This window comes from Dactylosporangium sp. CA-139114 (assembly GCF_050955725.1).
Lineage (GTDB): Bacteria > Actinomycetota > Actinomycetes > Mycobacteriales > Micromonosporaceae > Dactylosporangium.
In genome coordinates, this window is record NZ_CP192080.1 from 4,724,965 (window position 1) to 4,751,539 (window position 26,575).

A 26,575-nucleotide genomic window follows, 5' to 3' on the forward strand; every position below is an offset into this window, starting at 1 on the left:
CGAAGGACGGATCCATGCGACGTATCTCCCGGCTGCTGCTCGCCGCGGCGGTAGCACTCGCCGCCGGGCTCACGGCCCTGCTGCTGCCCGGCGCACCCGCGCTCGCCGCCGGGATGACCCAGGTGACCGGCTTCGGCAACAACCCGACGAACCTCGGCATGTACATCTACGTCCCGGCCCGGCTGGCGTCCCGCCCGGCGCTGCTCGTGCTCGTGCACTACTGCGGCGGCTCGGCGAGCGGCATCTTCAACGGCAACGGGCACGACTACGTGACCGCCGCCGACCGGTACGGGTACATCATCGTCCTGCCGGAGGCGACCCGCGACGGGCACTGCTTCGACGTGTCCACCCCGGCCGCGCTGAAGCGCAACGGCGGCGGCGACTCCACCGGCATCATGTCGATGGTCGCCTACGCCCGCTCGCACTACCCGATCGACGCGGCCCGGATCGTCGTCTCCGGCTTCTCGTCCGGGGCGATGATGACCAACGTCCTGGCCGCGCAGTACCCGGACGTGTTCGCCGCCGCGTCGGCATTCTCCGGCGTCCCGGCCGGCTGTTTCGCGACCACCAACGGGTCGCTGTGGAACAGCCAATGCTCCGGCGGCACGATCAGCAAGACGGCGCAGCAGTGGGGCGACCAGGCCCGGGCCATGTACCCGGGCTACACCGGCCGCTACCCGCGGATGCAGCTGTGGCACGGGACCACCGACACCACCCTCGCCTACCCGAACTTCGGCGAGGAGCTCAAACAGTGGACCAACCTCAACGGGCTGAGCCAGACCCCGGCGTTCACCGACCACCCGCAGTCCAGCTGGACCCGGACCAGGTACGGGAACACGGGCACCCAGGCGACCGTCGAGGGGATCAGCATCGCCGGCGTCGGCCATCAGTTGCCCATGTCCGGACAGCTCGCCTACGCCATCGCCTTCCTCGGGCTCGACGGCGCGAGCAGCCCGCCGCCCTCGTCGACACCACCGGTGTCGAGCCCGCCGGCGTCATCGCCGCCGGTCTCGTCGCCACCGCCGTCCGCGGGCACCGGCGCCTGCCGGATCGCCGACACCATCAGCGCCTGGAACAACGGACTGACCAGCACGATCACCATCACCAACACCGGCTCCGCGACCATCGACCACTGGTCGCTGGCCTTCACCCTCCCCAGTGGACAGACGATCACCGGCGGCTGGAACGCCACCTACAGCCCGTCCAGTGGCCGGGTCACGGCCACCGATGCCGGCTACAACGCGGTCCTGGCCCCCGGCGCCTCCACGGACATCGGGTTCCAGGCCACCCACACCGGCAACACCGCCAAGCCGTCCGGGTTCACCCTCAACGGCTCCGCCTGCACCACCGCGTAAGCCCCACCGCTGACCCACGCGACGCGGCCGCCGGCACCTCGCCGGCGGCCGCCTCGTCACACGGCGAGGACCAGGGCTTTTCACAGACGTTCAGACTCTTGCCGCGCAGAGATATATCGCATAGCGTACGCCGCATCACGTATTTCTGGAGGCGCTATGAACCTCTCCACGCGCAAGCGATCTCGTGTTCTCATCCCTGTGGCCCTGGCTCTTCTCGCGACGGTGAGCGCCTGCGGAGGCGGCGGCGACGCCAAGAAGCCCGCCGCTGATGTGGCGGCCAACGACAGCCTGCGAAACCTCGTACCCAGCGACATCGCCGCACGCGGCACGATCGAGGTCGCGGGTTCGGGCGACTTCCCGCCCGACAACTTCCTCGACACCAACGAGAAGGACGTGATCGGCTACAACGCCGAGATGCTCGACGCGATCGCGGCCAAGCTCGGGCTGAAGATCAATTTCACCCGGACGAAGTTCACCGGCGTGATCACCGGCATCGAGGCCGGCCGCTTCGACGCGGGCATCAGCTTCCTGGACACGAAGGAGCGCCAGAAGGCCGTCGACATCCTCGACGTCTACCGCGTCTCCCAGTCCTTCATCACGCGCAGCGACTACCAGGGTGACCCGATCCCGTGCGGCAAGCGGGTCGGTGTCGGTGCCGGCAGCGCCGAGGCATTGATCATCGAGGACCTGTCCAAGAAGGAGTGCGCGGATGCGGGCAAGCCGGCGATCGAGTCCGCCATCTACCCGAGCAACCCGCAGGCGGTCGTCGCGTTGACCAGCCAGCGGGTCGACGCGGTGTTCGCCTCGACGGCGCCGGCCGCGTATGCGGTCAAGCAGGCCGGCAGCGCGCTCAAGCTGTTCGGGGAGCCGCGCATGGCCGGCGGTTACACCGGAATCGCGGTCGCCAAGAGCAAGCCGGAGCTGCGCGACGCGATGAAGGCCGCGCTGCAGGAGCTGATGGATGACGGCACCTACAAGAAGATCCTCGAGAAGTGGAACGTCCAGGGCATCGCTTCTGACAAAGCGGTCGTCAACGCCGGCACCAACTAGGGGTCCGCGCGATGAACAGCCACCCCGGCACGCAGCCTGACGGGGCTTCCCTTCCGGTGATTGCGGTCGTCGCGGGTCCCACCGCGACGATCCTCAACACCCCGCCCATGGGCGCCGACCCCGCCGCGCTGGTTCCGCAGCGCCTGGGCGAGGACGTCTCCATCGAGGTCGTCGGCCACAGCGGCCACCCGATCGACGAGCACCTCAACAGTGCGACGGACAAGGCCGGGCGCACGGTCACGCTGGCCCGGGGGCAGCTCGTGGCGCTGCCGCTGCCGGCGGGCGCGGGCCCCGCCGAGCAGTCCTTCTTCCCGTCGGCCGAGCGCCTGTACGAAGAGCTGGACGCGCTCTGGACCGATGAGGCGGGCCGCACCGGCACGCTCGGCAGGCTGGCCCGGTACCGGCACTTCCGTGCGGGCCCGCCGGCCGGATACACCGGCGGCGACGCGCCGGAGGTCCTCGGCGTCGACTACTTTCCCTACGGCGCCTGGGAGAGCCGCGCCGAGCCCGACATCGGCACGCTCATGACCATCACCAACAAGGTCCAGGAGATAGTCGGCGCGCCCGACGTCGCGGGGGTGCAGTGGCTCGAGGGCAGCCCGGTGATCGAGGAGACGCTGTACTGGCTCGGCCTGCTCATCGACACCGGCAAGCCCATCGTGGGTCAGGTCGCTCAGCGGCTGCATCGCTCGATCGGATCGGACGGCGGGCAGAACCTCGTCGACGGCGTGCGGTACATCGTCTCGCAGGCGTGGAACCTGGACGGTCGCGGAGACGCGGTGGGTGCCGTCCTGGTCGCCGACGGCGTTGTCCGCACGGCCCGCGGGGCGTACAAGGTGGCCGGCCGTCCGGGCGGCTACGCCGGTGGCGGCCCGGTGGCCACCTGCACCACCCGGTGGCCGATCCGGCTGGAGTACCGGCCGCTGCGGCGGCACACCCGCGACTCGGCCGTGCGCATCTCCGAGCTGCCCCGCGAGGTCCGCGCGCTGGACGGCGCCGGTGGCAGCCGGCTCGTCCAGGTGAAGGACAGCAGCGGCCGGCTCGCCCCCGAGGTGCTGCCGGTCGTGGACATCGTCGTGTACGGCAGGTACGGCATCCAGGGCGGCGCGTGCGGCTGTGCGGACCTCGGCGTCAAGGACGCCGTGTCGCACAACGTCGAGCGGCACGGCCTCGCCGGCTTCGTGCTGGAGGGCATCGCCCCCAACGGATGGGCCAGCCGCGCGGTCGAGTCATCCCTGTCGGCCGCGGTGTACTCGGGGTTCCCCGTCGTCTGGTGCGGCCGCGGCCGGCCGGAGGACCCGGTCGGCACGACGCCGGCGCCGTTCGTCGCGGGCAGCAACCTCAGCGCCACGAAGGCCCGGATGCTGCTGCTCGCCTGCCTGCTCAGGTTCGGGGCGGCGCCCGCGGCGCAGGACCCGGACCGGCCCACCGATGCGGAGCGGCGGGCCACCGCCGCCTACATCGGATCCCTGCAAGAGGTCTTTGACACTCACTGAACGGAGGCACACATGATGCGGCCGAAGCACTTCGATCCGGTCGAGGCCGAGCTGGCCGACGAGCCGGAACGCTTTGCCGGGGCGGTCTCCCGCAAGGACCTCTTCCGCCACGGCGAAGAGGCCGGCACCGATGTCACCGGCGTCTATTTCGCGCCCGGGGCGCGCACCCTGCCCCACGTGCACAGCGTCGACCAGGTGCTCTATGCCGTCAGCGGCCGGGGCGCGGTGTCCGTCGAAGGGGAGGTCCACGAGCTCCTGCCCGGCGACTGGATGGTGATCCCGGCGCACGCGCACCACTGGCACGGCTCCATCAGCGAGGAGGAGAGCTTCACCCAGATGGCGCTGAAGGCAGGTGGTACCACGCGGTGGCTCCAGGCCGACGACGAGTGGCACCGGCATGAGTAGTGCTACGACCGATCGGCGGGACCTCGGGTCGGCGGCGCCGGACACGTTGCGCATCGTCAAGCAGCGCCACCCCTGGCGCTGGGTCTCGGTCGTGATCGCGCTGCTGCTCGTGGTCCGCATGGTGGTCTCGATGATCACCAACGATGCGTACCGGTGGGACGTCTTCGCCCAGTACCTGTTCAGCGAGGCGATCCTCAGCGGACTCCTGCTGACCCTGGAAGTGACCGCCATGGCGATGGCGCTGGGCATCGTGCTCGGGGTCGTCATCGCCGTGTGCAGGATGTCGCGGAACCCGATCCTGTCGAGCTTCGCCTGGTTCTATACGTGGATCTTCCGGGGCACACCGACCCTGGTACAGCTCATCTTCTTCTACAACCTCAGCGCGTTGTACCCGAAGGTGACGCTGGGCATCCCGTTCGGTCCCGACCTGCACAGCTGGCCGACGAACGCGCTGATCTCGGCGATGGTCGCCGGCGTGCTGGGGCTCGGCCTCAACGAGGCGGCCTACATGTCCGAGATCGTCCGCGGGGGTCTGCTGTCCATCGACAGGGGGCAGACCGAGGCCGCCATGGGCCTGGGCATGACGCCATGGCAGACGTTCCGCCGGATCGTGCTGCCGCAGGCCGTCCGGGTCATCATCCCGCCGACCTTCAACAACATCATCGGGATGCTGAAGTACTCGTCGCTGGTCAGTGTGTTGTCGCTCGGCGACCTGCTGTACGTCTCGGAGCAGATCTTCTCCCGGAACTTCCAGCCGATCCCGCTGCTGCTCGCCGCCTCGACGTGGTACCTGCTCTGCACCTCGGTGCTCATGGTGGGGCAGATCTACATCGAACGGATCTTCGGCAAGGGTGTCGCTCGCCCCGGGGCGACGCGCATCGGCCGTGTGCTCGCGGGTGGTCGCATGGTGCGGAAGGTGGTGCGAGGATGACGCCTCTTGTCGCGATCCGCGGTGTACGCAAGTCGTACGGCGCCAACGAAGTGCTCAAGTCGGTGGACCTCGACGTCGGCAAGGGGGAGGTGGTCTGCCTGATCGGAAGGTCGGGGTCCGGCAAGACCACGCTGCTGCGCTGCATCAACCACCTGGAGTCGGTCGACTCGGGCATCATCAAGGTCGACGACGAGTACGTCGGCTACCGGGAGTCGCACGGCACGCTCGTCGAGCTCTCCGAGCGCAAGGCCGCGGTGAACCGGCGGCACGTCGGCATCGTGTTCCAGCAGTTCAACCTCTTCCCGCACATGACGGTGCTGGAGAACGTCATCGAGGGCCCCCTGCGGGTGCTCAAGCGCAGGCGCGCCGACACCGTCGCGCTCGCGGTCGAGCTCCTCGAGCGGGTCGGCATGGCGCACAAGCGTGACGCGTACCCACGGCAGCTCTCGGGCGGCCAGCAGCAGCGGGTGGCGATCGCGAGGGCGCTGGCCATGCGTCCGAAGCTGATCCTCTTCGACGAGCCGACGTCCGCGCTCGACCCCGAACTGGTGGGGGAGGTGCTCGACGTCATGCGGGATCTGGCGGCCGACGGAATGACCATGATCGTGGTCACGCACGAGCTGCGGTTCGCCGAGGAAGTCGCGAACCGGATCGTGTTCATGGAGGACGGGCGCATCGTCGAGTCGGGCGCCCCGAGCCGGCTGCTCCGCGATCCGCAGGCCGACGGCCTCAAGGCGTTCCTGTCCCGGGCGGGCTTCTCGAACTAGCCATCGGTCCTTTGATCGAGTCGGCGTCGCCCGAGTGCGATATATCGAATATGGAGGCGTGATGAAGCCCAGAAGCACCCACTACGACGCCGTGATCGTCGGCGGGGGTCACAACGGTCTTGTCGCCGGCTTCTACCTGGCCGCCGCCGGTCGCCGGGTCCTGATCGTCGAGCAGCGCGCCCAGGCCGGCGGACTCTGCGCGCCGGTGGAGTTCTTCCCCGGGTACCGCGGCACGATCACCAACACGCCGAGCGCGCTGGAGCCGCGGATCTTCGAGGACATGCAGCTCGAGCACTTCGGGGTGACCTTCGACCGGCCCGATCCGACCATGGTCTTCCCGCTCGCGGACGGGCGGTCGTTCAAGGGCTGGCGGGACCGGAAGCGGACCGAGGCCGACCTGCACGCGCTGGCCCCCAAGGACGTCGAGGCCTACTTCGGGGTCATCGAGTTCTTCAACGACTTCGCGCGCAAGCTCGGCGTGTCGGTCTTCGACGATCCGCCGAGCCTCGCGGAGCTGGCCGCATCGATGCGCACACCGGACGACGAGGCGGCGTTCGCCGAGGTGTTCTTCGGCAGCATCCAGGACTTCCTGGACCGGCGCCTGTCGAGTCCGCATCTCAAGGCGCTGCTGGCGAGCCTGTCCATGAGCGCGGGCAACGTCGCGCCCTCGACCCCCGGGTCGCCGATCGGGCTCCTGCGCCGCCCGCTGTCGCTGGTGAGCGGGAACACGACGGCCGACGATCCGCGCCGCCACATGGTGCGCGGCTCGACCGGCCTGCCCCGGGGCGGCATGGGGACGATCGCCGAGGCCATGCGCGCGGCGGCGGAGGCGCGGGGCGTGGAGATCTGCCTCGAGACCCGGGTCGAGCGCATCCTGACGGCCGGGGAGCGGGCGACCGGCGTCGTGCTCTCCTCCGGGGACGAGGTGACGGCCCAGACCGTCCTGTCCAACATCAACCCCAAGACCACACTGCTGAGCCTGCTGGACAACGCGGCGCTCATCCCGACCGGCCTCGCCGACCGGCTGCGCGACCTGCGCATGGCCGGTGGGGCATTCAAGCTCGTCCTGGCCCTCGACGGCATGCCGATCCACCGGTCGGCCACCTCCGACGAGGAGGCGCGGCAGCTGGCGGCCTGCCAGTACCGCTACTCGCCGACCGTCGAATACCTCGAGGAGGCCTACGACGACTACAAGTACGGCCACCCGTCGAGGCGCCCCAAACTGCTGGGGCTGACCCCCTCGGTCGTCGACCCCAGCCTCGCCCCACCCGGACGCCACCTGATGAGCGTCAACGTCTGGTACGCGCCCTACCGCCTCGCCTCCGGAACGTGGGACGAGGAGACGAAGGACAAGTTCGCGGCGAACTGCATCGACACGATCGAGGAGTTCATCCCGAACATCAAGGACATCATCGTCGATCAGCGAACCTTCAGCCCCGTCGACTTCGAGCGCGAGTACGGGCTTGTGGAGGGGCACCAGCTGCACGGTGACATGACGCCGCTCGGGATGTTCGGCAACCGCCCGACGCCCGGCCTCGCCCGCTACCGCACGCCGGTGCAAGGCCTGTATCTGTGCGGCTCGGGCGTCTGGCCCGGCGGAACGGTGACGGGCATCCCGGGCTACAACGCGGCCGCCCGGGTCCTTCGCGACACCTCCGGGACACAGGACGAGGTCTCGACCCCAGACGTTCCGTCGGCCGGGTGACCCGATGAAGACCATCGACCTGGCAACCGGTGTGCCCGACATCGAATCCCCGCAGTCGGCGGCAGCCGCGGCCGTCGACGCGATCCGCCGCGGCGACACCAGGTACGTCGGCGCGGCGGGCATCGCACCGCTGAGGGAAGCCATCAGCCGGGCCCTGCACGAGCGCGGCCTCGCCTACGACCCTTCGCAGATCATGGTGGCCGCCGGGGCCAAGCTGTGCGTGTTCTGCGTGCTCAGCGCACTGGTCAAGCCCGGCTCCAACGTCGTGGTGCCCGTACCGTACTACGGGGGCTACCGCGGCCAGGTCGAGCAGCTGGGCGGGCGGCTCGCCGGCGTCACGACGACACCGGAGACGGGCTACAAGCTCACCGCAGCCCAGCTGCGCGAAGCCCTGGACCACGAGACGAGCGTGGTGCTGCTCAACTCGCCGGCGAATCCCAGCGGCGCGGTGTACACCGCCGTTGAACTCGCCGCCCTCGCCGACGTGGTGGTCAACCACAGCCCGGCGATCGTGCTGAGCGACGAGATCTACTCCCGGTTCGTGTACGACGGGCGAGCCGCGCACAGCATCGGCTCGCTGGGGCCCGAGATCCTCGCCCGGACGGTCACCATCGACGGTGTTTCCAAGGCCTACGGCATGACCGGCTGGCGGGTCGGCTACGCCGCGGGGCCGAAGGCCGTCATCGACGAGGCCCGGCGGGTCCACGCATCGCTGTGCAACTGCGCGTCCTCGATCAGCCAGTGGGCCGCCCTGGGCGCGCTCAGCGGCACGCCGCAGGACCACCACGACGTCCGTCGGCACCAGGAGCTGCGAGACCTCGCGCACGGCGCGGTCGGCCGGTGGCGCGGTATCCGCACGGTCAAGCCGTCCGGCGCCATCTACCAGCTGATCGAGCTCGTCCCGGAGGAGCTCGGCATCGCCCACGGCGAGGAGCTGTCCTTCTTCGAGGCATGGGCCTCCCGGGCCCGCGTCTCGATCGCGCACAACGGCCGGTTCGGGAACCCGGTGTTCGGCCGGCTCACCTTCTCGATACCGCGGCCCGAGCTGCAGGAGGGACTCGGCAGGCTGTCGGCCGCCCTCGAGGAACTCGCCGATACCAACCAGCTGTCGTTTGGGAAAGGAACAACGCAATGAATCGGTACTTCACCGACGAGGAGTACGGCGCGCGGCTGGCCGCGGTGCGGGCGGACATGGCCGAGCGGGGCATGGACGCGCTGCTGGTCACGGGTCCGGAGAACATCACGTACCTCACCGGCTACACGACGCCCGGCTACCACATCTTCCAGTGCCTGATCGTGCCGGCCGAGGGCGACGTCCGGTTCGTGGTGCGCAACACCGAACGCGTCAACGTCCCCGACCTGCCGTGGATCTCGGACACGGTCCCGATCGAGGTGCAGGCCCTGACCGATCCGATCCCCACCCTGCTGTCGGCGATCAGGCAGGCGGGGCTCGCGGGAAAGCGCAACGGCGTGGACCGGCGCAGCCTGTTCCTGCCGCCGCTGTACTACGACCAGCTGCGGGGCGAGCTACCCGACCTGATCGACGCGTCCGGCCTGGTGGAGCGCCACCGTGCGCGCAAGTCGGCCGCGGAGATCGCACTGATCCAGCGGGCGACCGGGCTCGCCGAGGGCTCGATCACCGCCGGGCTCGAGAGCCTTCGCGCCGCCGAGACCGACAGCGACGTCGCGGCGGCCGTGCTCGCCACCCTCGCCCGCAGCGGCAGCGAGTACACCGGATCGCCGGCCTACATCGTGCCGGGCGTGAGCTCGCTCGTGACCCACTCGACGCATGCGCAGCGATCGATCGGCGACCAGGAGCCGCTGCGGATGGAGGTCTGCGCCTCGAAGGGCCGGTATCACGGCGTCCTGACCCGCACCGTGACGCGGGGGGAGCCGACCGGGCAGCTCCGGGACATGGTCGCGCTCTCGGCGGCCGCCGGCGAGGCCATGCGCGCCGCCGCGCGGCCGGGAGTGCCGATCGGCGAGGTCGACCGGGCCGGCCGATCCCTGGTGGAGGCGGAGTTCCCGGCCGCGTACTGGCCGAACCGCGGCGGTTACAGCATGGGCATCTCCTACCCGCCGGGGCTCGGCGAAGGCGACGTCCTCGACATTCGCGCCGGCGACACGCGCCCGATCGAGGTCGGCATGGTGTTTCATCTGCTGCCGACGCTGAGGGTCCCGGGCCTGGGGGCCGTCGGCTGCACGGACATCCTGGCGGTCGAGCAGGACGCGACGCGGTTCCTGACCACCCTGCCGCGGACAGTCTTGTCGGCGGCGCAATGACGTATGAGATATTGCTCCAGGGCCACAGGAAGGGACGAACAGTGAAGGCCGACGATTCCTCGCCGGGGATTGTTCCGCTGGCAAGGCACCAGAACCTCACGGTTCGCACGGCGGCGCTGCTCCGAGAGGCGATCGTCGACGGCACCCTCGCCCCGGGCATGGACCTCAAGATCCCGCAGATCGCCAAGCTGTGCGGGGTGAGCGCCACGCCGGTGCGGGAGGCCCTCATCCATCTGACCGAAGCGGGCCTGGTCTCGGTGCACCCGCAGGGCATCCGGATCGCCACGCCGTCGAAGCCGGCGCTGGCGGAGGCGTTCGAGGTGCGTGAATGCCTCGAGGGGATGACCGCGAGGCTGGCGGCGCAGCGGCGCTCCGAGGAGCAGTCCGGCTCCATCCTCGAGCTGGCGAACCGCAGCCTCGAAGCGGCCGACAACAGGGAGGCGAACGAGTTCCGGACCCTCGACGCGCAATTCCACCTCGCGATCGTCGGCGCCGCCCGCTCGAGCCACCTCGAGCGGTACGCCCGCAACGCGCTCGACCTCGCCCAGACGCTGCGCAACATCAGGCCCGTGCAGCGAGGCTTCAAAGCGGCGTCGGCCCATCTGCACGTCACGGTCGCCGAGGCGATCGCCAACCAGGACCCGGACGGCGCCGAGACCGCGATGCGCGCGCACGTGCGCGAAGTCCTGGGACACATTCTCGAAGAGGACGACCCCGGCCGTGAGTAGCGTCCGGGATCGCACGTCGAACACGTCGGTGATCGCGGGCCGTGTCAACGGCAACCGGGTCGGCGGCAGCACCCGCATGCTGCACGGCCCGGCCGGGGACGTGGTCGCGCACGTGTCACTGTGCGGCGTCGAGGACGTCGACGCAGCCGTCAAGGCCGCCACCGACGCGCAGCACGCCTGGCAGCGCACTCCCGCCCCGCGCCGCGGCGAGGTCCTCAGCCGCGCCGCGGCACTGCTCGCGCAGCGCCGCGGCGAGTTCGCGACCACCATCACGCTCGAGGAAGGCAAGACGCTCCGGGAGGCCGGGGCCGAGGTCGACCGCGCCATCGACTATCTCTCCTTCTTCGGCGCCGAAGGGTGGCGCCTCGCGGGCCAGGAATTCGCCAACCTGGAACCGAACCTGAGAATCACCTCCCGGCGGGAGCCGCTGGGCGTCGTCGGGCTGATCACCCCCTGGAACTTTCCCCTCGCGATCCCCGCCTGGAAGGCCGGACCGGCGCTGGTCGCCGGCAACGCCGTCATCCTCAAGCCCGCCCTCGAAGCACCGGGCCCGAGCGTGCTGCTCGCCGAGCTCCTGGAGGCAGCCGGACTGCCTCCGGGCGTGCTCAACGTCCTCGTCGGCGACGGCGGCACGATCGGAGCCGCCGTCGTCGCCCATCCGGGCGTGCATGCCATCAGCTTCACCGGCTCCACGGAGGTCGGCCGGCACGTCGCCGCGGTGTGCGGTCAGCGCATGGCCCGCGTCCAGCTGGAGCTGGGTGGATCGAACGCCACCGTGGTCCTGGACGACGCGGACCCTGTCTCGGCCGCGGACGTGATCGCCCGGAGCGCGTTCGGGCTGACCGGCCAGGCCTGCACCGCCACCAGCCGGGTCTACTGCACTGCGGGCATCGCGGCGTCACTCGTGGAGGCGCTGGTGGCCCGGGCCCGATCGTTGCGGCTCGGGGACGGCACGGACCCGTCGGCGGACATCGGCCCGCTCGTCAGCACGGCCGCGCACGAACGGGTCGCGGACATCGTCGACACGGCAGTACGGCAAGGGGCTGTCCGGCACACCCCGCGGGCCGCGGCCCCGCCGTTCTTCGAGCCCACGGTCCTCACCGGCCTCCGGCCTGACGCGCGCATCTTCGAGACGGAGGTGTTCGGCCCGGTGGTCGCGGTCGTGGAGGTCTCCGGCCTGGAGGAGGCCATAGCGTGCGTCAACGCCAGCCGGTACGGCCTGGTCGCCAGCATCCTGACGAACTCGCTGGCCGCGGCGCAGACCTTCACCGACGAGGTCCGGGCCGGCACCGTGAAGGTCAACGAGACGACCACCGGAAACCAGCCCAACGTGCCCTTCGGGGGGCTGAAGGACTCGTCCAACGCGGCGTTCAAGGAGCAAGGAGCCGTCGCCCTGGACTTCTACACGGTGTCCAAGTCCATCTATCTCAGGTGGTGAACTGAGGTCGATCGCGGCATTGCCTGGCCACGGTGGCGGATTGACGGCGTCGATCTGCCACCGTGGCCGGGTACCGCTCCATCGCGGCGACGACGGGCTCCGCTGCGACCTGCGCGACGCCATTTCCACCGACACCGTCTGAAGGTCCGCAATCGCGCGGAGTGCATGGTTTCGCGCATGCCGCACGATCGCACCGGTGCGTGACGCATCGTCGGTCATCCATACTGCCTCGTACCCGCCCGGCGTAGGAGGCTCGGTGAAGGTTTCCCTCTCGCGGTCACGGCTCGCCCGCAGTACCGCCGTCGTGACGGCCGCGTCCCTGATCGCGGCGATGGCGGTCGCGACCCCGGCCCGGGCCGGCCTGGTCCTGCCGCCCCGCGACTGGTGCAACGCGAGCACGGCGGACCAGATCTGGTACGAGATCAACGCCGCCGAGGTCAATCCGACGCTCACGCACTTCATGAGCATCAACATCGCGGCCGGGACGACCGGTGAGCGCACCGAGACCCTGACGAAGGTCAACTCGGTGAGCACGACGATCGGGGCCAGCGTCGAGATCAGCAGCAGCGCCGGTGCCGTCTTCGCCAAGGTCTCGGCGAAGGTCGGCTTCTCCGTGCAGAGCACCACCGCCAGCACCGACACCGAGACGACCAGCATGCGCTGGACCTTCAACCAGCCCGGGTACTACGGCCTCTACAAGGGCACGCGAGCCGTCTCCGGGACGTTCACCTCGTTCCGCTGCGTGCGCCAGAACCTGCCGCCGTACGGTCCGCTGTACACCGTCTTCGGTCTCGGCACGCAGGCGTACACGACCTTCGACAACATCGAGGTGGGCACCGTACGGTGCGACGAGGACGTGCCCGCGGGCACGCTGCGGTTCAAGGCCCGCCTGCAGCTGGGCTGCTGATCCGCGCGGCCGTCCGGTGATGGCCACGGCCGTCGGCGGCGCCTAGACTTCTGGGTTGTGGAACCGGGCAAAAAGGCCGCTGACCTGACCCGCCGCGAGGACCTCGTCGCGGCGCGGGAGCGAGTCGCCGACGAACGCGAGGCGCGCGCCGACGCGCGTGACGCCGCCGCGGACCAGCGCGACATCGAGCTCGAAGGCCGGCGCACCGTGGCCGCGGTGCAGGAGGGTGCGCTGGAGCGGCGGGGCGCGCTGGCCGACGAACGCGACCGGCACCTCGACGAGCGGAGCCGGCGCATCGTCGAGCGGGAGCAGCGGGCCGACCGGCGAGCCGCCCTGGCCGACGTGCGGGAACGGGACGCGAACGAGCGTGACCGGGAGGCCGACCAGCGCGTCATCGACGCGGAGGTGCGCGGCTCGGACGAACGGCGCCGATAGGCGCGGCCCGGCCGCACGGCGGTGGTCGCGGTCAGGCCGACGGTGCCGCGGCCGGGAAACTTGCAACGTCTGCGGGTGCGCGGCTCGCCGGTGACCGGCTGACTTGCCGGCGCGGTCATCGCGCGGCGCCGGGCTGTGGTGACGGGACCCCGGCGGGCCGGTAGCGTCCGCGGCGGGTGGTGCTGCCGTCGCGATCCAGGGATGTGGATGCAGATGGTCTTCGGCGCGAGGCGCGTGGTCGAGGCGAAGCTGCCCCACCTGCTGGTCTGCGTCCTGCTGCTGGGCGTCGCCGACTCCATGATCGGGCCGTATCTGGTGCTGTTCGGCGCCGACCGGGCCCGCCTGTCGCCGCTGCGGGTCGGGGTGTTCCTGTCCGTCATCGCCGTCAGCGGACTGCTCGTGACGCCCTGGCTCGGCCGCCGCTTCGACCGCGGTGCCGGCCGGTGGCCCGCGGTGGTCGCCGTGCTGGCGCCGGCCGCCGGGTACCTCGCGCTGAGCACGACCACCAGCTACGCCCTGCTGCTGCTCATCGGGGCGGGACTGCTCGGCGCCGGCCTGGCCGCCTTCTCACAGGTGTTCGCGCTGGCCCGCACCCACCTGGACCGCGCCTCCGGCGAAGCGGCGCGCCGCGGAACCCTGGCGCTGCGCTCGGCGTTCTCGCTGGCCTGGGCCGTCGGCCCGATCCTCGGGGCGGCGGCGCTGGCGTGGCGGGGGTACAGCGGCCTGCTGCTGCTGACGGCCCTGGCGTTCGCGGTGATCACGGCGCCGCTGCTGCTGCTGGGCGCGAGGCCGGTGACCCCCCGGACCGAGCCGCGACCGCGGACGCCGTCGCGGCTGCCGCGGCCGGTGCTGCTGGTGGCGGCCAGCTTCGCGCTGTTCAACACCGCGATGTGCGCCGGCTCGGTCGCGCTGCCGCTGTACGTCACACGCACCCTCGGGCGGCCCGGCGCGGACGTGGGGCTGCTGGCCAGCGTGTGCGCCGTGGCGGAGATCCCGGCGGCGCTCGGCCTGATGCTGCTGCCGGCCCGGGTGCGCCAGCAGCGGGTGCTCCTGCTGGGCATGCTGCTGTTCGTGCTGTACTTCGCGCTGGTCCCCGCCACCGCCGGCCTGCCGCTGCTGCTCGCCGCCCAGGTGGCCCGCGGCGTGGCCATCGCGGCGGTCAACGCGCTCGGCATCACGTACATGCAGGACCTGATGCCCGAGGCCACCGGCCGTGCGACCGCGCTCTTCGGCAACGCGTTCATCACCGCATCGCTGATCTCCGGGCTCGTCGCGGGCGCGGCCGCGCAGACCCTCGGATACCGGGCGGCGCTGCTGCTGTGCGGGGTGATCAGCGCCGCGGGCTGCCTGCTGCTGATCAGCGCCCGGCCGGTGCCGCGGGAGATCGCCGCCACGGTGGACCCGCCCGTGGAGGCTTGACGGCGCCCACGTCCTGCCGGCCCCGCTCGCGCATCCGGGGTGTGCGGGAGCTGTTGAGGGTGGGCTCTACGGGGCGGTGCGGCGCCGGCGGGTGCGCACGACGAGGACCAGGACGCCGGCGACGACCAGCAGGGCCACGGTCATGAGCGCGATCGCCGTCACCGTGCCCGCGGTGTTCTTGCCCGTGTCCTGGTTCGCGGCGACCGGCGTCGGGCTCCCGGCCGCGGGCTCGGTTCCCGCGGCGCTGGCAGCGGCGCTCGGGGCGGCACCCGGGGCCGCCGCGGCCGGCTGGAGCATGAGCACCGGGGCCGGGTGCTCGGGCTGCGGGTTCCCCGCCTCGGGAAGGTCGATCCAGCGGGTGACACTGCCGTCGCTGTACGTCTCCAGCGTCTTGAAGGCCAGCATGCGGGCCGCCGCCGGCAACTGGGCGATGCGGATCGTGTGCACCGCGTCGGCCTTCGGCTTCAGCGCGGGGCCGGAGATCGTGTAGCCCTCCGTCCCGGCGCTGAACGACCACCCCTGCGGGGCGTCGACCAGCTCGACGTCGCCCATCTTGATGCCGTCGGGCAGCGCGACCCGCTCGGCGCTGATGCCGGCCCGCGAGGACTCACCCTCGCTGGTGAACGTGATCGTCACGTTCCGGGCGCTCGCGTGCGGCTTGTCCGCGCTGACCTTCACGTGCGCGGACGCGGGGGCGGCCGGCAGCAGGGTGGCCATCAGGCCGGCCGCGATCGCCGCGCTGTACGCGGCCAGGCGCCGCGGGCCACCGTTCGCCATGACGGCAACTCCTCAAGATTCAGCATCGAGCCTCGGTACCGTACTACTACGGTCCTTCGACGTTCGAGCCGGAGACGCCTTTCGGTCAGCCGCCTCCCGCGGGTGTCGCCGTTGCCTCCAGCGTGCGTTGTTATGGGAGAGTACGGTGGTGACATATGCGGCATCGCGCATACGTCGAGGTCCCGGGTCACGAGAGGCCGCTTGCCATGAGCAGCAGCGACACCGAGCGTCATGACCACGAGCATGACGGCCACCAGCACGATGGTCAGCAGCGCCATGAGCACACTGGTCGTGGGCACGACGGCCACGGTCACGGCGTGGCCGCCGATGCCGACCGGCGCTGGCTCACGCTCGCGCTCGGCCTGATCGGGGTCTTCATGGCCGGCGAGGTCGTCGTCGGGCTCCTCGCCCGGTCCCTCGCCCTGCTCTCCGACGCCGCGCACATGCTGACCGACGCCGGCGCGATCGTCCTCGCGCTCGTGGCCATGCGGCTGGCGGCGCGGCCGCCGAAAGGGGGGTACACCTTCGGCTTGAAACGGGCCGAGATCCTCTCGGCGCAGGCCAACGGCCTCACGATGATCATCCTTGGCGGCTGGCTCGGCTTCGAGGCGATCCGCCGGCTCATGCACCCGCCGGAGGTCGCCGGCGGGCTCGTGCTCGTCACCGCGCTCGCCGGGATCGTGGTCAACGTCGCCGCCGCGTGGGCGATGTCGCGGGCGAACCGGTCCAGCCTCAACGTCGAGGGCGCCTTCCAGCACATCCTCAACGACCTGTTCGCGTTCATCGCCACCGCCGCGGCCGGGCTCGTCATGGTGCTGACCGGCTTCACCCGGGCGGACCCCATCGCCACCCTCGTGGTCGTGGCGCTGATGTTCAAGGCCGGGATCGGGCTCATCCGCGCGTCCGGGCGCATCTTCCTCGAGGCGGCCCCGACCGGCATCGACCCGCCCGCCCTGGGGGAGCGGCTGGCCGCGGTCGACGGTGTGGTCGAGGTCCACGACCTGCACGTCTGGGAGATCACCTCCGGCGAGCCGGCCCTGTCGGCCCACGTGCTCGTCACGGCGGGCCGCGACTGCCACGCCGTGCGCGCCGCCATCGAGATCATGCTGCGGCGGGAGTACTGCCTCACGCACAGCACGCTCCAGGTCGACCACGCCGGCACCGGCCCCACCGTGTTCACGGGCCGGGAGGCGAGCATGGACGGCCCGCACTGCGAGGACTCGCACGGCGTCTCGTACCGCTCGCCCGCGGCCTCCTGACCCGGACCGGGCCGGCACCTGGACAGCTCCCGCGCGACCATGCCAACATCTAGGTTGTCTAGATGACTTGGAGGACGTGTGCTGAAGGCGCCACTGTACGTGCGGATCGAGCGGGAGCTGCGAACGCGCCTGGCCGGGGCCCGGCCCGGTGACGCGCTGCCGGCCGAAGCGGTGCTCGCGGAGGAGTTCGGCGTCGCGCGGATGACCATGCGGGCCGCGCTCAACGCGCTCGAGGCCGACGGGCTGATCGAACGGATCCAGGGCCGGGGGACGTTCGTGCGGCAGCGGCCCGCACCCCGCGCCGCCGGCACCCTGATGAGCTTCCAGGACCAGGTGCGCAGCTGGGGCCGCACACCCTCGTCGCGGCTGATCGAGGCCGAGGTCCGGGCCGCGTCCGGCGAGGAGGCGGAGGCGCTCGGGCTCACCGCGCCCGCCCCCCGCGTGGTCTCGATCGTCCGCGTGCGCCTGGCGGACGGCACGCCGCTCGCGGTGGAGTACGCCTGCTTCCCGGCCCACCTGACCGCGCTGCTCGACGCCGACCTCGAGGGCGGGTCCCTGCACCGCGCGCTGCACGGTCTCGGGCTGCGCCCGACGCTGGGCTCCTCGACCCTGACGGCCCAGCCGGCCGGCCCCGACGGCGGCCGGCTGCAGGTGCCCGAGGCCGAACCGCTGCTCGTGGAAACCAGGCGCATCGTCGACCAGCAGGCGGCGCCGCTGGAGTACACCATCAGCCGTTATGTCGGCTCCCGCTATGCCCTGCGGGTCACGTTCGACGTGCAGGCACCCGCATGAACGTCGCCAAGATGATCGACCACTCGCTGCTGCGCCCCGAGCTGACCACCGCCGACGTCCGGCACGGCTGCGAGATCGCGGCCCGGCGCGAGGTCGCCTCGGTCTGCGTCCGCCCGTCGGACGTCCCGCTCGCCGTGACCGCCCTCGCCGGCACCGGCGTGCTCGTCGGCACGGTGGCCGGCTTTCCGCACGGCGACACCACGACCGCCGTCAAGGCGGCCGAGGCCCGCGCGCTCGTCGAGGCCGGGGCCGACGAGATCGACATGGTCCTGCACATCGGCCGCCTCCGCGACGGCGACGCCGGCTACGTCCACGACGACATCGCCGCGGTCGTCGCCGCCGCCCAGGGCCGGACCGTGAAGGTCATCCTCGAGAACGCGTACCTCACCGATGCCGAGAAGGTCACCGGCTGCCGGCTCGCCGAGCGGGCCGGCGCGCACTTCGTGAAGACCAGCACCGGCTTCGCCCCCGGCGGCGCCACCCTCGCCGACATCCGGCTCATGCGGGCCACGGTGTCCCCGTCCGTCGAGGTCAAGGCCGCGGGCGGCGTCCGCACCCTCGACACGCTGCTGACCCTGCACGAGGCCGGCGCCACCCGCTTCGGCGCGACCGCCACCGAGACCATCCTCGACGACTTCGCCGCCCGCGAACGGCAACGCCGGACATGACCTGGATCGCCTCGGCGGGCTCGTCGTGGTCGCCGTCGCCGCCTACGCTGTCGCCATGATCGAGCGGTTGACCCATCGGTGGCGGCGAGAGACGGCGGAGCAGGAGGCGGCGGTCGCCGCCGGGACGATGCCGCGGGAAGAGGCATATGCGCTGACGTTCTTCCCGCCGGCGTTCGTCGCCGCGGTGGACGCGGCCCTGGAGGCGTACGAGCGGGAGGTCGCGGGCCTGCGGCCGCCGACGGACGAGGCGGTGTGGGCCGCGGTCGAACGAGTCGTGGAAGCGCTCAACGACGTCGACTCGGCGTTCGACCATCACATCGAGACCATGACGCGGGAGGAGCTGAGCGAGTACATCGAAGACGTCCTGGCCGACGCCGGCATCGACGTCGAGGCCCTGCTGGAACGCCGCGGCGTCGACGAGGCGGCCGGTGCGTGGCGCGACTGGTGATCAACCCCGCCGCGCCGGTCGCTGTGGTGCCGGCCGCGGTCGAAGCTCTCGGCGCCCCACGCGAGCGCGGTCGTGGTCACATCACCCCGAACTCGTACCCGCCCCCAAGTTGGCGCTCATGTCCAGTCATGTCGGGCCGTACCGGCAGATAGTGTCGCCCCGCGATGCCGGCTGCACCGTCCGCATCGCAGCCTTCGACGATCTCCTGCCGTTCTTGGCTGCTCTGCTCGGTATCCCGCGCGGTGGAGTCGGCGCGCGTCTTCAGCCGCCGACGCGCAGTGCACCAAGGAGGCACTGCCGTCTAGGACTCTGAGTCTCGGCCGCGTCTCGGGGACCACGGCATGTCGGTGTTGCATTGCCCGGCCGTTCTCGACTGCTGGCGCACGACTCGGTCCGGCTCGGGGCGTGCGGGCCAGAATTGCAGCAGATAGTGCTCGTCGGGTTCTTCGGGTTCGTCGAAGCCCTCCTCGCTGAAGTCCATGCCGTAAGCGTGGTACCGGACCCGGTAGTGCTGCTGTTCGAGCTCGAGCGGCCACCGTCGTTCCCCCGCCCACTGCATGAGTTGCACGGTAGCCGTGGCGGGGCGGAATGATGCCTCGACGATGTCTTCCCAGACATCGTCGGGCCGCGGTTCGGTGTCGTGCCGTTCTATTCGGAGTGCGATGTAGCCGCTGTGTTTGCCGGTGCGCAGGAACAGGAACCCGGGGATGTCGGCGCCGCACATTCCGTTGTGCATGCCGAAAGCCTCGGTCGGGTCGCTGGGGCCGCGCGTTCCGGATTCGCGGCTCTCGACGTAGAGCTGCCGGTAATGGACCCGGACCGTGTCGTCGAAGAGCACCCGCATGGCTGGATTATGGCGCTCGCGCGTGCCCGGAGCGGCCGATTCGGCCACCCCGGGCACGCTGACTCACCCGTACCGGCGGCGCCGGATCGCCGGGAACTCCAGTGCCACGAGCCGGCCGCCCGGCATGGTGATCACCCGCCGGACGGTCCGGACCTTGACGAGCGGGCCCCGGGCGAACGGATCGGGGTCGGCCTCGGCGAGGCACCGCAGCAGCGTCACCGCGTCGCAGGTCGCCAGCAGCCGCCGCGCCCACTGCTCCAGCTCCTCCGTCGCGCCCCGGTCGAAATCGTCGTCCGGCGGACCAGGCTCGGCATCGTGCTGCATCGGCCCTCCCATTCCTCTCACGACGATTGACGTGTCCCGGGCGCGTTTCCGTTGCCTGCGGGCAGGGCTCAGCGCCGTCGGCTCAGCCAGCTCCCCTTGGCGTCCGCGGCGACGGGCGCCTCGCTCGCCTGGGCGGCGGCGAGCTGCCGCCGGAGCTCGTCAATGAGCAGGCGGCGCTCCTCGGCGCGGGCCTGCGCCTCGCGGGCGGTGGCCGCCGCCTCGGCGGCCTCGGTGTGCGCGGCGGTCAGCTCGGCCCGGCGCAGTCGTGCCACGGGCGAGGTGTCGTCGTCGGTGATCCCGGTCTGCTCCGTCGCCATACCTGCCATGCTCCGCTCCATTCGACCGGTGGAGCGCATGTCTTCGAACCGTGCGGTATTCCGCAGCTTCCGAAGTCGATGTCTGGGCGGCATGACGGCACGGACGGCGTCTGTCGCTTCCGGGAGACGGGGTTCTGACCAACTGATGGTGTCGCCGGAGGCGCTGCCGAGGTGTTGACGGGACTGCTACGGGTTGTTGGCGTGGAGCCTGGCTGCCTGAGCGTCGTGCAACGCCTGCACTGGAACCGTTCGCGTCGGGCCGGCTTGGCGACGTGCGGGCCGGGGGCGGTTCATGTCCCGAGCGGGCAGCGCGGCGGACGGCCACCGTGGGCCGGGCGAGGCTGACGTCGGGGCCGGCCGCCGCTCTACTGGCGATGGTCTGCATTCGATGCGCTCTCTTCGGTCTACCCGCGGCTGACCCAGGAAGCGATGTCCGCCGGGCCCGAGTCGCCGGGGCGGGTATGGAACTGTTGACCCCGCCCCGGTTTACGACCTGGGGATCAATAGCGATTCTCTGGGCAGTTCGGCCATGTCTCGGTTGCCGGCTCGCGCTGACCGGGTCCGCACTGTCCAATAAGGACTTCGTAGGGCACTTCACGGTCAGGCCGCACACGGTGATTGCCGACGCCAACCGTGCGAGGGCCATGCCTGGCGCACGACAGAGGCGCACCTGGTGGTGATCGCCTACGGAAGCGCCCCATCCGCCCGGGCAGTGTGCCGTGACCGGCGACCGAGCGGCGTCTCACTTGCCTGAGCGGAAAATGAGGACTACCTTTCCTTGCAGGAAAGTCAGCGACGAGGAGGGAGAGATGTCGGGGTGACAGCCACTGCCGAACGGCCGGACCAGCGGATCCAGGGTTTCCCGGTGTGGTACCTGGTGCTTGCCGGGGTGCTTGTGGCCAGCTTTGACATCAGTCAGGAGTTCCCGAGCGGCAGCCCGGCGCGCCGGCTGGTGCCGCTGGGGATCCTGCTGCTGCACCTCGTGCTCTGGGTCAGCGTGCTGCGTCGACGTATGCGCTATACCCGGGCCGTGCTGCGCTCGCCCCGCACGCGGCTGCTCGCCTTCGGCTTGGCGGTGCTGCGTAGTCTGCTCGGCGTGCTGCTCGGCCACCTCTACGCCGGCCCGCACCACCACCTCGTGGTCGGGCTCATCATGCTCGTGGTGGTGCCGGTGGGTATCTGGTGTGACCAGTGGCTGATCCTGCGGACCCTGCGGAGGGAGAGCGAGCGTGCCGCCGAAAGATCCGAAAGAGCCCCCGACAATGCCGCCGAACGTGCCTCCGCGTGACGATGAGCCCACGCCCCAGCAGGCGGCGCGGGCCCTGCGGGAGTTGACCGCACGCCGTCATCAGGCGCTGCGCTTCCGAGCGCCGCGCAGGACGTGGTGGCTCGCGGGCATGTGGTTCCTGGCCGTGGGATTCGCTGAGGACGTGTTTCCACGGGCCGCCTGGCTGATCAGCCTCTGCGTGATCGTCGCATTGCTGGCCCTCGCGCTCTCGGTTCGCCACCGCCCAGTGGGGGCCGCACTGGGCTACCGCGCGTCGGTACGGGGCCGGCCGCCGACCGGCGTCTCGGTGGTGACCGCCGGCGCGGTCGTCGCGATCGGCGCCGTCGAGTTCGCCCTGCACCAGTTGACGGACCGAATCCACTCGCACTGGAGCCACACGATCACCGGGGTCGTCGTCGGCCCGCTGCTCGCGCTGGGTATGCCCTGGATCATCGAACAGGCTTACCGGCAACATGGGGAGATGAGGCGCGATGGCGGCTGAGAGGGCGGCTGACGGGCTGGAGCAGAGCCTGCTCGATCCGACCCGCTTCTCGATCGTGGCGCTGCTGGCGGCAACCGATTGGGCCGAGTTCGGCTTCGTCCGCGACGCCGTCGAGATGTCCGACTCGGCGCTGTCCAAGCAGGTCACCACGCTCGCGAGGCGGGGGTTCGTCGAGGTCGACAAGCGCACCGCCGGCAAGCGGCAGCGCACCTGGATCCGGCTGAGCACCACCGGCCGCGCCGCGCTGGGCCGCCACGTGGCCGCGTTACAGCAAATCGCCGCCGCCGCGACCGAGCAGGGCGCCAGTCACCGGATCGAGATGGGCCCGGTGACGGCGTAACCTTCTCCGCCTGCTCCACGGTGAACACCCATGTACCGCGTCCACCCGCGTCGACGCTGGCGGCGGAGCTGGGTGTTCGCTGAACGATGGCCGCAGCGGTCCCGGTGGCCGTCCGCCGGGACCGCTGGAGCCGGGCGTGTCACAGCATCAGGTTGATGGCCAGGGTGATCAGGCCGCCGATGACGGCCATCGGACCGACCACGACGAACACGCCGTTCAGCAGATTCGTCGCGGCGGCCATGCCCTCCAGCCGGGCCCGGTACGGCTCGGCCGGGTCGTAGAGCACGACGACCGGCGTCCCGGGCCGGTAGCGGGGCGGGTTCGTGCCGACCTGCTCGGTCGCGCGCATCGGGTGCCCCTCGCGGGTGCGGTAGTCGAACACCGGCATCGCGAGGTCGCTGCCGTCGACCCGCCGCCACGCGTTGTCGATCACCATGCCGTTGACGCGGACCGCCCGGGCGCGGAACTTCCGGGAACTGTTGATGCGCTTTATGCCGCTGACGGTGACGCTCGTGCCGATCACGATCACCCCGAGGGAAATCAACAACCACATGGCCGACCATGATGTCGGTCGAAGCCCCGGCGGTCCGCTCGAAGTCGATCAACCGACAGTCGGCAACCGGGCGCGCTCATGAAGCGTTCATCGACAGTCCGGCTGGCCATGCATTGCGCCCGAGGCGAGGCGGCGCCGAGGATCACGGTGATCGCCGAACATCGATCCCCGGGAGATCCTGTGCGAAGACTCCTCCTCGTCGTGCTCGCGGTGCTCGTCGCCGTCGTGCCCGTCCCGTCGGGTGAACGTCTCCGCCACGGGCGCGATCACCGGCACCCCGGCCGCGGCCGGCACCGCGACCGTCGGCATCCGCGCCACGACCAGCGGCGGCACCGCGACCGCGACCGTCACCATCCGGGTGCAGTCCGGCGTGCTCGTCCCGCAGGTGCGGGTGCTGAGCTGGAACCGGCTACGACTCCCGCACCGGCGAGCCCGAGCCGCAGGACCGCATCGACTTCGTGCACTACCGCGGGCCGCTGACCGTGCTGTCCTCGGACACGCTGCGGGAGGGCACCCCGTCGCAGTCGAACCCGGCGGGCGACGCCTGGCCGTCCGACCACGCCGCGGTGCTGACCGTCTTCGCCGTCACCTGAGCCGGCCGCGGGGGTTCCGTACGCTGTCGGTGTACGGAACCCCCGCACGACCAGGGAGAGCACCGCATGCCGACGAGTACCGTCCTGGGCGGCTACTACTACTCGGGCCCGATCGAGGCGATCCCCGCCGATCGCCTGACCCACCTCTTCTACGCCTTCGCCACCATCGAGGACGGCCACCTGACCCTGCCGCCCGCCGCGCCCGCGACCCTGGCGTACCTGCGCCGCGCCCACCCGCACCTGAAGGTCGTCCTCTCGGTCGGTGGCTGGGGCGCGGACGGCTTCTCGGACGCGGCGCTCACGGCCTCGTCGCGGGCGTCGTTCGCCGAGGAGTGCCTGACCCTGGCGGCCGGCTTCGACGGCGTGGACCTGGACTGGGAGTTCCCGGTCTCCGGCGGCCCGGCCGAGGTCGTCCACCGCCCCGAGGACCGGCGCAACGCCACCCTGCTCGCCCGGGAGCTGCGCGACCGCCTCGGCCCCGACCGGCTGCTGACCGCCGCCCTGCCCGCGGGGCGCCTGCAGTCCGCGGGCCCCTACGACCCGGCGGAGAGCTACGAGCTCGAGGCGTTCGCCGGGCTGCTCGATTTCGTGTGCCTCATGACGTACGACTTCGGCACCGTCTTTTCTCCGATCGCGACCTTCAACGCCGCGCTGCCCGAGGTGGCCGACGCCGTCGGCTACTACGAGAGCCAGGGCGTGCCGCGGGAGAAGCTCGTGCTGGGCGTGCCGTTCTACGGCCGGGGCTTCCGCGCGGAGCCGCCGGGCCTGTTCCAGCCGCAGGCCGGTGCCGTGCACGTCGGCGACTACCGGGACATCGCGCGGGACCTGCTGCCCGATCCGGCCTGGGAGCGCCACCGGCACCCGGAGGCCCGCTCGCCATGGCTGTACCATCCGGAAACCCGCACGTTCGTCTCCTACGAGGACGCGGAGTCCATCGAGGAACGCGCGGCCTTCGCCGCCGAGCACGGCCTGCGTGGCGCCTTCACGTGGCACCTCGGCGGCGACGACGACCAGCACTCGCTGCTCGACGCGATGGTCCGCCCGTTCCGCGAGCCCCGGCCGTGACGACGCCGGAGCCGCGGGCATCGCATGCCGCGCGGCAATGGCGCTCGAGTCGAGTTTGTCGGCCGTGGCGTTCGCCACGGCCGCACGAGTCTTGAGAATGTGTCCCCGCTCGTCGGCAAGGACGTCTACGCAACCCTGGCGACTACGGTCGATCGTGTGAGCGATCCGGCCGGGCCGTCGCTCGTCCTGCCGGCAAGGCATTAGGATCGTCCGAGGCGAAACAAGGCTCTACGCTTGACCGGCCTTCGGACGATCTGTCACAACTTGCTAGTGAACGAAATCGGTGAAGTCGATCTTCATCGGTGCAGGTCAAGAAGTGTGCTCCCCGCGCACGCGGGGGTGGTCCCGGCAACTGCCGGCCCGCAACCGGCCGCGGCGAGTGCTCCCCGCGCACGCGGGGGTGGTCCTCGCCTACGACCAGGCCAAGCAGCAAATCGAGGGTGCTCCCCGCGCACGCGGGGGTGGTCCGGCAGCGGCGGCGCTCATCGGCGTGTCGGACTCGTGCTCCCCGCGCACGCGGGGGTGGTCCTCAGGAGCTGACCGGCCGCATCCTCGTGCCGGGGTGCTCCCCGCGCACGCGGGGGTGGTCCGGTAGCTGATCGTGGCGGCGCGGGCACCCGACGGTGCTCCCCGCGCACGCGGGGGTGGTCCCTTGCCCGGGTTCCTCCGCAGCAACTCAGCGACGTGCTCCCCGCGCACGCGGGGGTGGTCCCCACCCACGGGCGGCGTCACTCTCCGACTAGTCGTGCTCCCCGCGCACGCGGGGGTGGTCCCTCGACGTCGGCGAGGTCGCCGCCATCGCCGGCGTGCTCCCCGCGCACGCGGGGGTGGTCCTTCCTCGGAGCCGCGCGGGTCGCCCTGGAAGTAGTGCTCCCCGCGCACGCGGGGGTGGTCCCGGCGTCGTCAAGGCGCACGCGCCCGGCGAAGCGTGCTCCCCGCGCACGCGGGGGTGGTCCCCCGGGCCTCATCGCCGGTGCGGTCGGTATCGGGTGCTCCCCGCGCACGCGGGGGTGGTCCGGCCGCCCGGCACCGTGTCGCCAACCCCCACCTCGTGCTCCCCGCGCACGCGGGGGTGGTCCTGGCGCGGCGAGCTCGGCAGCGGCTGGAAGGTCGTGCTCCCCGCGCACGCGGGGGTGGTCCCGTCGACGACCTCGACCCGCACGACACCGTCATGTGCTCCCCGCGCACGCGGGGGTGGTCCCAGCCTCATGCTGATCCTGGGCTGGAAGCAGGAGTGCTCCCCGCGCACGCGGGGGTGGTCCGGCAGCAGCCAGAGCGCCGCGTGGTACCTCTCGGGTGCTCCCCGCGCACGCGGGGGTGGTCCGGACTCGATCGCGACGTCGCCGGCGATGAGGCCGTGCTCCCCGCGCACGCGGGGGTGGTCCCGATCCGACGATGCGGTGCGGGTCGTGTGGCTCGTGCTCCCCGCGCACGCGGGGGTGGTCCGTTCTGGCGCCACGACTGGCGGGTGTCGTGCTAGTGCTCCCCGCGCACGCGGGGGTGGTCCCCACTTCGCCGACGTGTCGTTCGCCGTCACGTCGTGCTCCCCGCGCACGCGGGGGTGGTCCCAGCGAGCCCGGGTCCGCCGGGTACGCGCAGGCGTGCTCCCCGCGCACGCGGGGGTGGTCCTCGCCAGCGACGGCGGCGGGTTCGACGCCGGCAGTGCTCCCCGCGCACGCGGGGGTGGTCCCGAGCTGGACGGCGCGTACGAGCGCTTCGCGACGTGCTCCCCGCGCACGCGGGGGTGGTCCGCCGACGCTCGCATCGCCACGCGCTCCCGGGCCGTGCTCCCCGCGCACGCGGGGGTGGTCCCGACCCGAGCTCCCGCTCGGCCTGCTGCAGCCCGTGCTCCCGCGCACGCGGGGGTGGTCCGGTGCTGTGCTTCATGTGCGGGGCCGAGACCTAGT

29 protein-coding genes and 2 CRISPR repeat arrays (1 of these 31 cut by a window edge) are annotated in these 26,575 nt (G+C 71.4%); of the genes, 23 read left to right on the plus strand and 6 right to left on the minus strand.

The genetic code is table 11. The features are described from left to right. The first annotated feature begins 14 nt into the window (after positions 1–14). The 14 genes from ACQP2P_RS21440 to ACQP2P_RS21505 all read left to right on the plus strand — a co-directional run bounded on the left by ACQP2P_RS21440 (position 15) and on the right by ACQP2P_RS21505 (position 14,919). Positions 15–1,355 carry an extracellular catalytic domain type 1 short-chain-length polyhydroxyalkanoate depolymerase gene (locus ACQP2P_RS21440; RefSeq protein WP_433618537.1) on the plus strand — a complete coding sequence of 447 codons (1,341 nt, stop codon included), beginning with the start codon at positions 15–17 and terminating at the stop codon, positions 1,353–1,355. A 222-nt stretch (positions 1,356–1,577) separates the two neighbouring features. Next, positions 1,578–2,405: an ABC transporter substrate-binding protein gene (locus ACQP2P_RS21445; protein ID WP_433618538.1), complete on the plus strand. Its 828-nt coding sequence runs from the start codon at positions 1,578–1,580 to the stop codon at positions 2,403–2,405. A gap of 56 nt (positions 2,406–2,461) precedes the next feature. Next, positions 2,462–3,901: an asparaginase domain-containing protein gene (locus ACQP2P_RS21450; protein ID WP_433618540.1), complete on the plus strand. Its 1,440-nt coding sequence runs from the start codon at positions 2,462–2,464 to the stop codon at positions 3,899–3,901. 12 nt (positions 3,902–3,913) lie between these two features. After that, complete coding sequence (locus ACQP2P_RS21455) at positions 3,914–4,306, plus strand: cupin domain-containing protein (protein WP_433618542.1); 393 nt, start codon at positions 3,914–3,916, stop codon at positions 4,304–4,306. Continuing rightward, positions 4,299–5,237, plus strand: a complete 939-nt coding sequence (locus ACQP2P_RS21460) for an amino acid ABC transporter permease (protein ID WP_433618543.1) — start codon at positions 4,299–4,301, stop codon at positions 5,235–5,237. The genes ACQP2P_RS21455 and ACQP2P_RS21460 overlap by 8 nt, the downstream gene beginning before the upstream one ends. Then, the gene (locus tag ACQP2P_RS21465; protein WP_433618545.1) at positions 5,234–6,004 is read left to right on the plus strand and encodes an amino acid ABC transporter ATP-binding protein; all 771 of its coding nucleotides are present in this window, start codon (positions 5,234–5,236) and stop codon (positions 6,002–6,004) included. The genes ACQP2P_RS21460 and ACQP2P_RS21465 overlap by 4 nt, the downstream gene beginning before the upstream one ends. A 61-nt stretch (positions 6,005–6,065) precedes the next feature. After that, entirely contained in the window at positions 6,066–7,709 is a 1,644-nt protein-coding gene (locus ACQP2P_RS21470) for a phytoene desaturase family protein (protein ID WP_433618547.1), read from the plus strand. 4 nt (positions 7,710–7,713) lie between these two features. Next, the gene (locus ACQP2P_RS21475) at positions 7,714–8,844 is read left to right on the plus strand and encodes an aminotransferase class I/II-fold pyridoxal phosphate-dependent enzyme (RefSeq protein ID WP_433618548.1); all 1,131 of its coding nucleotides are present in this window, start codon (positions 7,714–7,716) and stop codon (positions 8,842–8,844) included. Beyond that, entirely contained in the window at positions 8,841–9,992 is a 1,152-nt protein-coding gene (locus ACQP2P_RS21480; protein ID WP_433618550.1) for a M24 family metallopeptidase, read from the plus strand. The genes ACQP2P_RS21475 and ACQP2P_RS21480 overlap by 4 nt, the downstream gene beginning before the upstream one ends. A gap of 11 nt (positions 9,993–10,003) precedes the next feature. Beyond that, positions 10,004–10,720, plus strand: coding sequence for a GntR family transcriptional regulator (locus ACQP2P_RS21485; RefSeq protein ID WP_433618552.1), 717 nt, complete (start codon positions 10,004–10,006; stop codon positions 10,718–10,720). After that, entirely contained in the window at positions 10,713–12,158 is a 1,446-nt protein-coding gene (locus tag ACQP2P_RS21490) for an aldehyde dehydrogenase family protein (protein ID WP_433618554.1), read from the plus strand. Before ACQP2P_RS21485 ends, ACQP2P_RS21490 begins: the two co-directional genes overlap by 8 nt. Positions 12,159–12,414: 256 nt before the next feature. Next, positions 12,415–13,065, plus strand: coding sequence for a hypothetical protein (locus ACQP2P_RS21495; protein WP_433618555.1), 651 nt, complete (start codon positions 12,415–12,417; stop codon positions 13,063–13,065). Between the two features lie 57 nt (positions 13,066–13,122). Further along, positions 13,123–13,500 carry a hypothetical protein gene (locus tag ACQP2P_RS21500; protein WP_433618556.1) on the plus strand — a complete coding sequence of 126 codons (378 nt, stop codon included), beginning with the start codon at positions 13,123–13,125 and terminating at the stop codon, positions 13,498–13,500. A gap of 207 nt (positions 13,501–13,707) precedes the next feature. Beyond that, on the plus strand, positions 13,708–14,919 hold the full coding sequence (locus ACQP2P_RS21505) for an MFS transporter (protein WP_433618557.1): 1,212 nt from the start codon (positions 13,708–13,710) through the stop codon (positions 14,917–14,919). A gap of 66 nt (positions 14,920–14,985) precedes the next feature. Here the strand turns inward: ACQP2P_RS21505 and ACQP2P_RS21510 are convergent, their stop codons facing one another. Then, entirely contained in the window at positions 14,986–15,696 is a 711-nt protein-coding gene (locus ACQP2P_RS21510; protein WP_433618558.1) for a DUF1775 domain-containing protein, read from the minus strand. Positions 15,697–16,013: 317 nt separating this feature from the next. On the opposite strand from ACQP2P_RS21510, the gene ACQP2P_RS21515 reads away from it, so the two are divergent. The 4 genes from ACQP2P_RS21515 to ACQP2P_RS21530 all read left to right on the plus strand — a co-directional run bounded on the left by ACQP2P_RS21515 (position 16,014) and on the right by ACQP2P_RS21530 (position 18,863). Next, the gene (locus ACQP2P_RS21515; protein WP_433618560.1) at positions 16,014–16,955 is read left to right on the plus strand and encodes a cation diffusion facilitator family transporter; all 942 of its coding nucleotides are present in this window, start codon (positions 16,014–16,016) and stop codon (positions 16,953–16,955) included. 78 nt (positions 16,956–17,033) lie between these two features. Continuing rightward, entirely contained in the window at positions 17,034–17,747 is a 714-nt protein-coding gene (locus ACQP2P_RS21520; protein ID WP_433618561.1) for a GntR family transcriptional regulator, read from the plus strand. Continuing rightward, complete coding sequence (gene deoC, locus ACQP2P_RS21525) at positions 17,744–18,415, plus strand: deoxyribose-phosphate aldolase (RefSeq protein WP_433618562.1); 672 nt, start codon at positions 17,744–17,746, stop codon at positions 18,413–18,415. Before ACQP2P_RS21520 ends, deoC begins: the two co-directional genes overlap by 4 nt. Before the next feature lie 55 nt (positions 18,416–18,470). Beyond that, on the plus strand, positions 18,471–18,863 hold the full coding sequence (locus tag ACQP2P_RS21530) for a DUF5713 family protein (protein ID WP_433618564.1): 393 nt from the start codon (positions 18,471–18,473) through the stop codon (positions 18,861–18,863). Between the two features lie 301 nt (positions 18,864–19,164). On the opposite strand, the gene ACQP2P_RS21535 is transcribed toward ACQP2P_RS21530, so the two are convergent. From ACQP2P_RS21535 to ACQP2P_RS21545, 3 genes are all read right to left on the minus strand, one after another. Continuing rightward, positions 19,165–19,707, minus strand: a complete 543-nt coding sequence (locus ACQP2P_RS21535) for a hypothetical protein (RefSeq protein WP_433618568.1) — start codon at positions 19,705–19,707, stop codon at positions 19,165–19,167. 63 nt (positions 19,708–19,770) lie between these two features. Beyond that, positions 19,771–20,031 carry a hypothetical protein gene (locus ACQP2P_RS21540; RefSeq protein ID WP_433618570.1) on the minus strand — a complete coding sequence of 87 codons (261 nt, stop codon included), beginning with the start codon at positions 20,029–20,031 and terminating at the stop codon, positions 19,771–19,773. A 68-nt stretch (positions 20,032–20,099) separates the two neighbouring features. After that, on the minus strand, positions 20,100–20,348 hold the full coding sequence (locus tag ACQP2P_RS21545) for a hypothetical protein (RefSeq protein WP_433618571.1): 249 nt from the start codon (positions 20,346–20,348) through the stop codon (positions 20,100–20,102). Between the two features lie 817 nt (positions 20,349–21,165). Here ACQP2P_RS21545 and ACQP2P_RS21550 point away from each other — a divergent pair. The 3 genes from ACQP2P_RS21550 to ACQP2P_RS21560 are packed head-to-tail and all read left to right on the plus strand — an operon-like array spanning position 21,166 to position 22,457. Next, positions 21,166–21,636, plus strand: coding sequence for a hypothetical protein (locus ACQP2P_RS21550; protein ID WP_433618573.1), 471 nt, complete (start codon positions 21,166–21,168; stop codon positions 21,634–21,636). Beyond that, on the plus strand, positions 21,611–22,117 hold the full coding sequence (locus ACQP2P_RS21555) for a hypothetical protein (protein ID WP_433618574.1): 507 nt from the start codon (positions 21,611–21,613) through the stop codon (positions 22,115–22,117). The genes ACQP2P_RS21550 and ACQP2P_RS21555 overlap by 26 nt, the downstream gene beginning before the upstream one ends. Then, on the plus strand, positions 22,107–22,457 hold the full coding sequence (locus tag ACQP2P_RS21560; protein WP_433618575.1) for a transcriptional regulator: 351 nt from the start codon (positions 22,107–22,109) through the stop codon (positions 22,455–22,457). The genes ACQP2P_RS21555 and ACQP2P_RS21560 overlap by 11 nt, the downstream gene beginning before the upstream one ends. A 139-nt stretch (positions 22,458–22,596) precedes the next feature. On the opposite strand, the gene ACQP2P_RS21565 is transcribed toward ACQP2P_RS21560, so the two are convergent. After that, on the minus strand, positions 22,597–23,010 hold the full coding sequence (locus ACQP2P_RS21565) for a DUF3592 domain-containing protein (RefSeq protein WP_433618576.1): 414 nt from the start codon (positions 23,008–23,010) through the stop codon (positions 22,597–22,599). A gap of 87 nt (positions 23,011–23,097) precedes the next feature. Then, positions 23,098–23,364: a hypothetical protein gene (locus tag ACQP2P_RS21570; protein WP_433618578.1), complete on the minus strand. Its 267-nt coding sequence runs from the start codon at positions 23,362–23,364 to the stop codon at positions 23,098–23,100. 104 nt (positions 23,365–23,468) lie between these two features. On the opposite strand from ACQP2P_RS21570, the gene ACQP2P_RS21575 reads away from it, so the two are divergent. Both ACQP2P_RS21575 and ACQP2P_RS21580 read left to right on the plus strand, forming a co-directional pair. Continuing rightward, entirely contained in the window at positions 23,469–23,603 is a 135-nt protein-coding gene (locus ACQP2P_RS21575; RefSeq protein ID WP_433618579.1) for a hypothetical protein, read from the plus strand. A 66-nt stretch (positions 23,604–23,669) separates the two neighbouring features. Next, positions 23,670–24,668 (plus strand): glycoside hydrolase family 18 protein, encoded by a 999-nt coding sequence (locus ACQP2P_RS21580; protein WP_433618581.1) that lies wholly within the window; start codon positions 23,670–23,672, stop codon positions 24,666–24,668. 318 nt (positions 24,669–24,986) lie between these two features. Then, positions 24,987–26,481: a CRISPR direct-repeat array (repeat unit 28 nt; unit sequence GTGCTCCCCGCGCACGCGGGGGTGGTCC). A gap of 92 nt (positions 26,482–26,573) precedes the next feature. Then, positions 26,574–26,575: direct repeats of the CRISPR family, unit length 28 nt (it continues 1,245 nt past the right edge of the window).

What these genes read in the sequence shown, in the direction of transcription:
- ACQP2P_RS21465 (WP_433618545.1), top strand. Translation starts at nt 5,234, where the DNA reads ATGACGCCTCTTGTCGCGATCCGCGGTGTACGCAAGTCGTACGGCGCC.
- ACQP2P_RS21460 (WP_433618543.1), top strand. Translation starts at nt 4,299, where the DNA reads ATGAGTAGTGCTACGACCGATCGGCGGGACCTCGGGTCGGCGGCGCCG.
- ACQP2P_RS21440 (WP_433618537.1), top strand. Translation starts at nt 15, where the DNA reads ATGCGACGTATCTCCCGGCTGCTGCTCGCCGCGGCGGTAGCACTCGCC.
- ACQP2P_RS21535 (WP_433618568.1), bottom strand. Translation starts at nt 19,707, where the DNA reads ATGCGGGTGCTCTTCGACGACACGGTCCGGGTCCATTACCGGCAGCTC.
- ACQP2P_RS21580 (WP_433618581.1), top strand. Translation starts at nt 23,670, where the DNA reads ATGCCGACGAGTACCGTCCTGGGCGGCTACTACTACTCGGGCCCGATC.
- ACQP2P_RS21505 (WP_433618557.1), top strand. Translation starts at nt 13,708, where the DNA reads ATGCAGATGGTCTTCGGCGCGAGGCGCGTGGTCGAGGCGAAGCTGCCC.
- ACQP2P_RS21510 (WP_433618558.1), bottom strand. Translation starts at nt 15,696, where the DNA reads ATGGCGAACGGTGGCCCGCGGCGCCTGGCCGCGTACAGCGCGGCGATC.
- ACQP2P_RS21560 (WP_433618575.1), top strand. Translation starts at nt 22,107, where the DNA reads ATGGCGGCTGAGAGGGCGGCTGACGGGCTGGAGCAGAGCCTGCTCGAT.
- ACQP2P_RS21570 (WP_433618578.1), bottom strand. Translation starts at nt 23,364, where the DNA reads ATGGTGACGGTCGCGGTCGCGGTGCCGCCGCTGGTCGTGGCGCGGATG.
- ACQP2P_RS21545 (WP_433618571.1), bottom strand. Translation starts at nt 20,348, where the DNA reads ATGGCGACGGAGCAGACCGGGATCACCGACGACGACACCTCGCCCGTG.
- ACQP2P_RS21530 (WP_433618564.1), top strand. Translation starts at nt 18,471, where the DNA reads ATGATCGAGCGGTTGACCCATCGGTGGCGGCGAGAGACGGCGGAGCAG.
- ACQP2P_RS21475 (WP_433618548.1), top strand. Translation starts at nt 7,714, where the DNA reads ATGAAGACCATCGACCTGGCAACCGGTGTGCCCGACATCGAATCCCCG.
- ACQP2P_RS21540 (WP_433618570.1), bottom strand. Translation starts at nt 20,031, where the DNA reads ATGCAGCACGATGCCGAGCCTGGTCCGCCGGACGACGATTTCGACCGG.
- deoC (WP_433618562.1), top strand. Translation starts at nt 17,744, where the DNA reads ATGAACGTCGCCAAGATGATCGACCACTCGCTGCTGCGCCCCGAGCTG.
- ACQP2P_RS21555 (WP_433618574.1), top strand. Translation starts at nt 21,611, where the DNA reads ATGCCGCCGAACGTGCCTCCGCGTGACGATGAGCCCACGCCCCAGCAG.
- ACQP2P_RS21470 (WP_433618547.1), top strand. Translation starts at nt 6,066, where the DNA reads ATGAAGCCCAGAAGCACCCACTACGACGCCGTGATCGTCGGCGGGGGT.
- ACQP2P_RS21480 (WP_433618550.1), top strand. Translation starts at nt 8,841, where the DNA reads ATGAATCGGTACTTCACCGACGAGGAGTACGGCGCGCGGCTGGCCGCG.
- ACQP2P_RS21455 (WP_433618542.1), top strand. Translation starts at nt 3,914, where the DNA reads ATGATGCGGCCGAAGCACTTCGATCCGGTCGAGGCCGAGCTGGCCGAC.
- ACQP2P_RS21565 (WP_433618576.1), bottom strand. Translation starts at nt 23,010, where the DNA reads ATGTGGTTGTTGATTTCCCTCGGGGTGATCGTGATCGGCACGAGCGTC.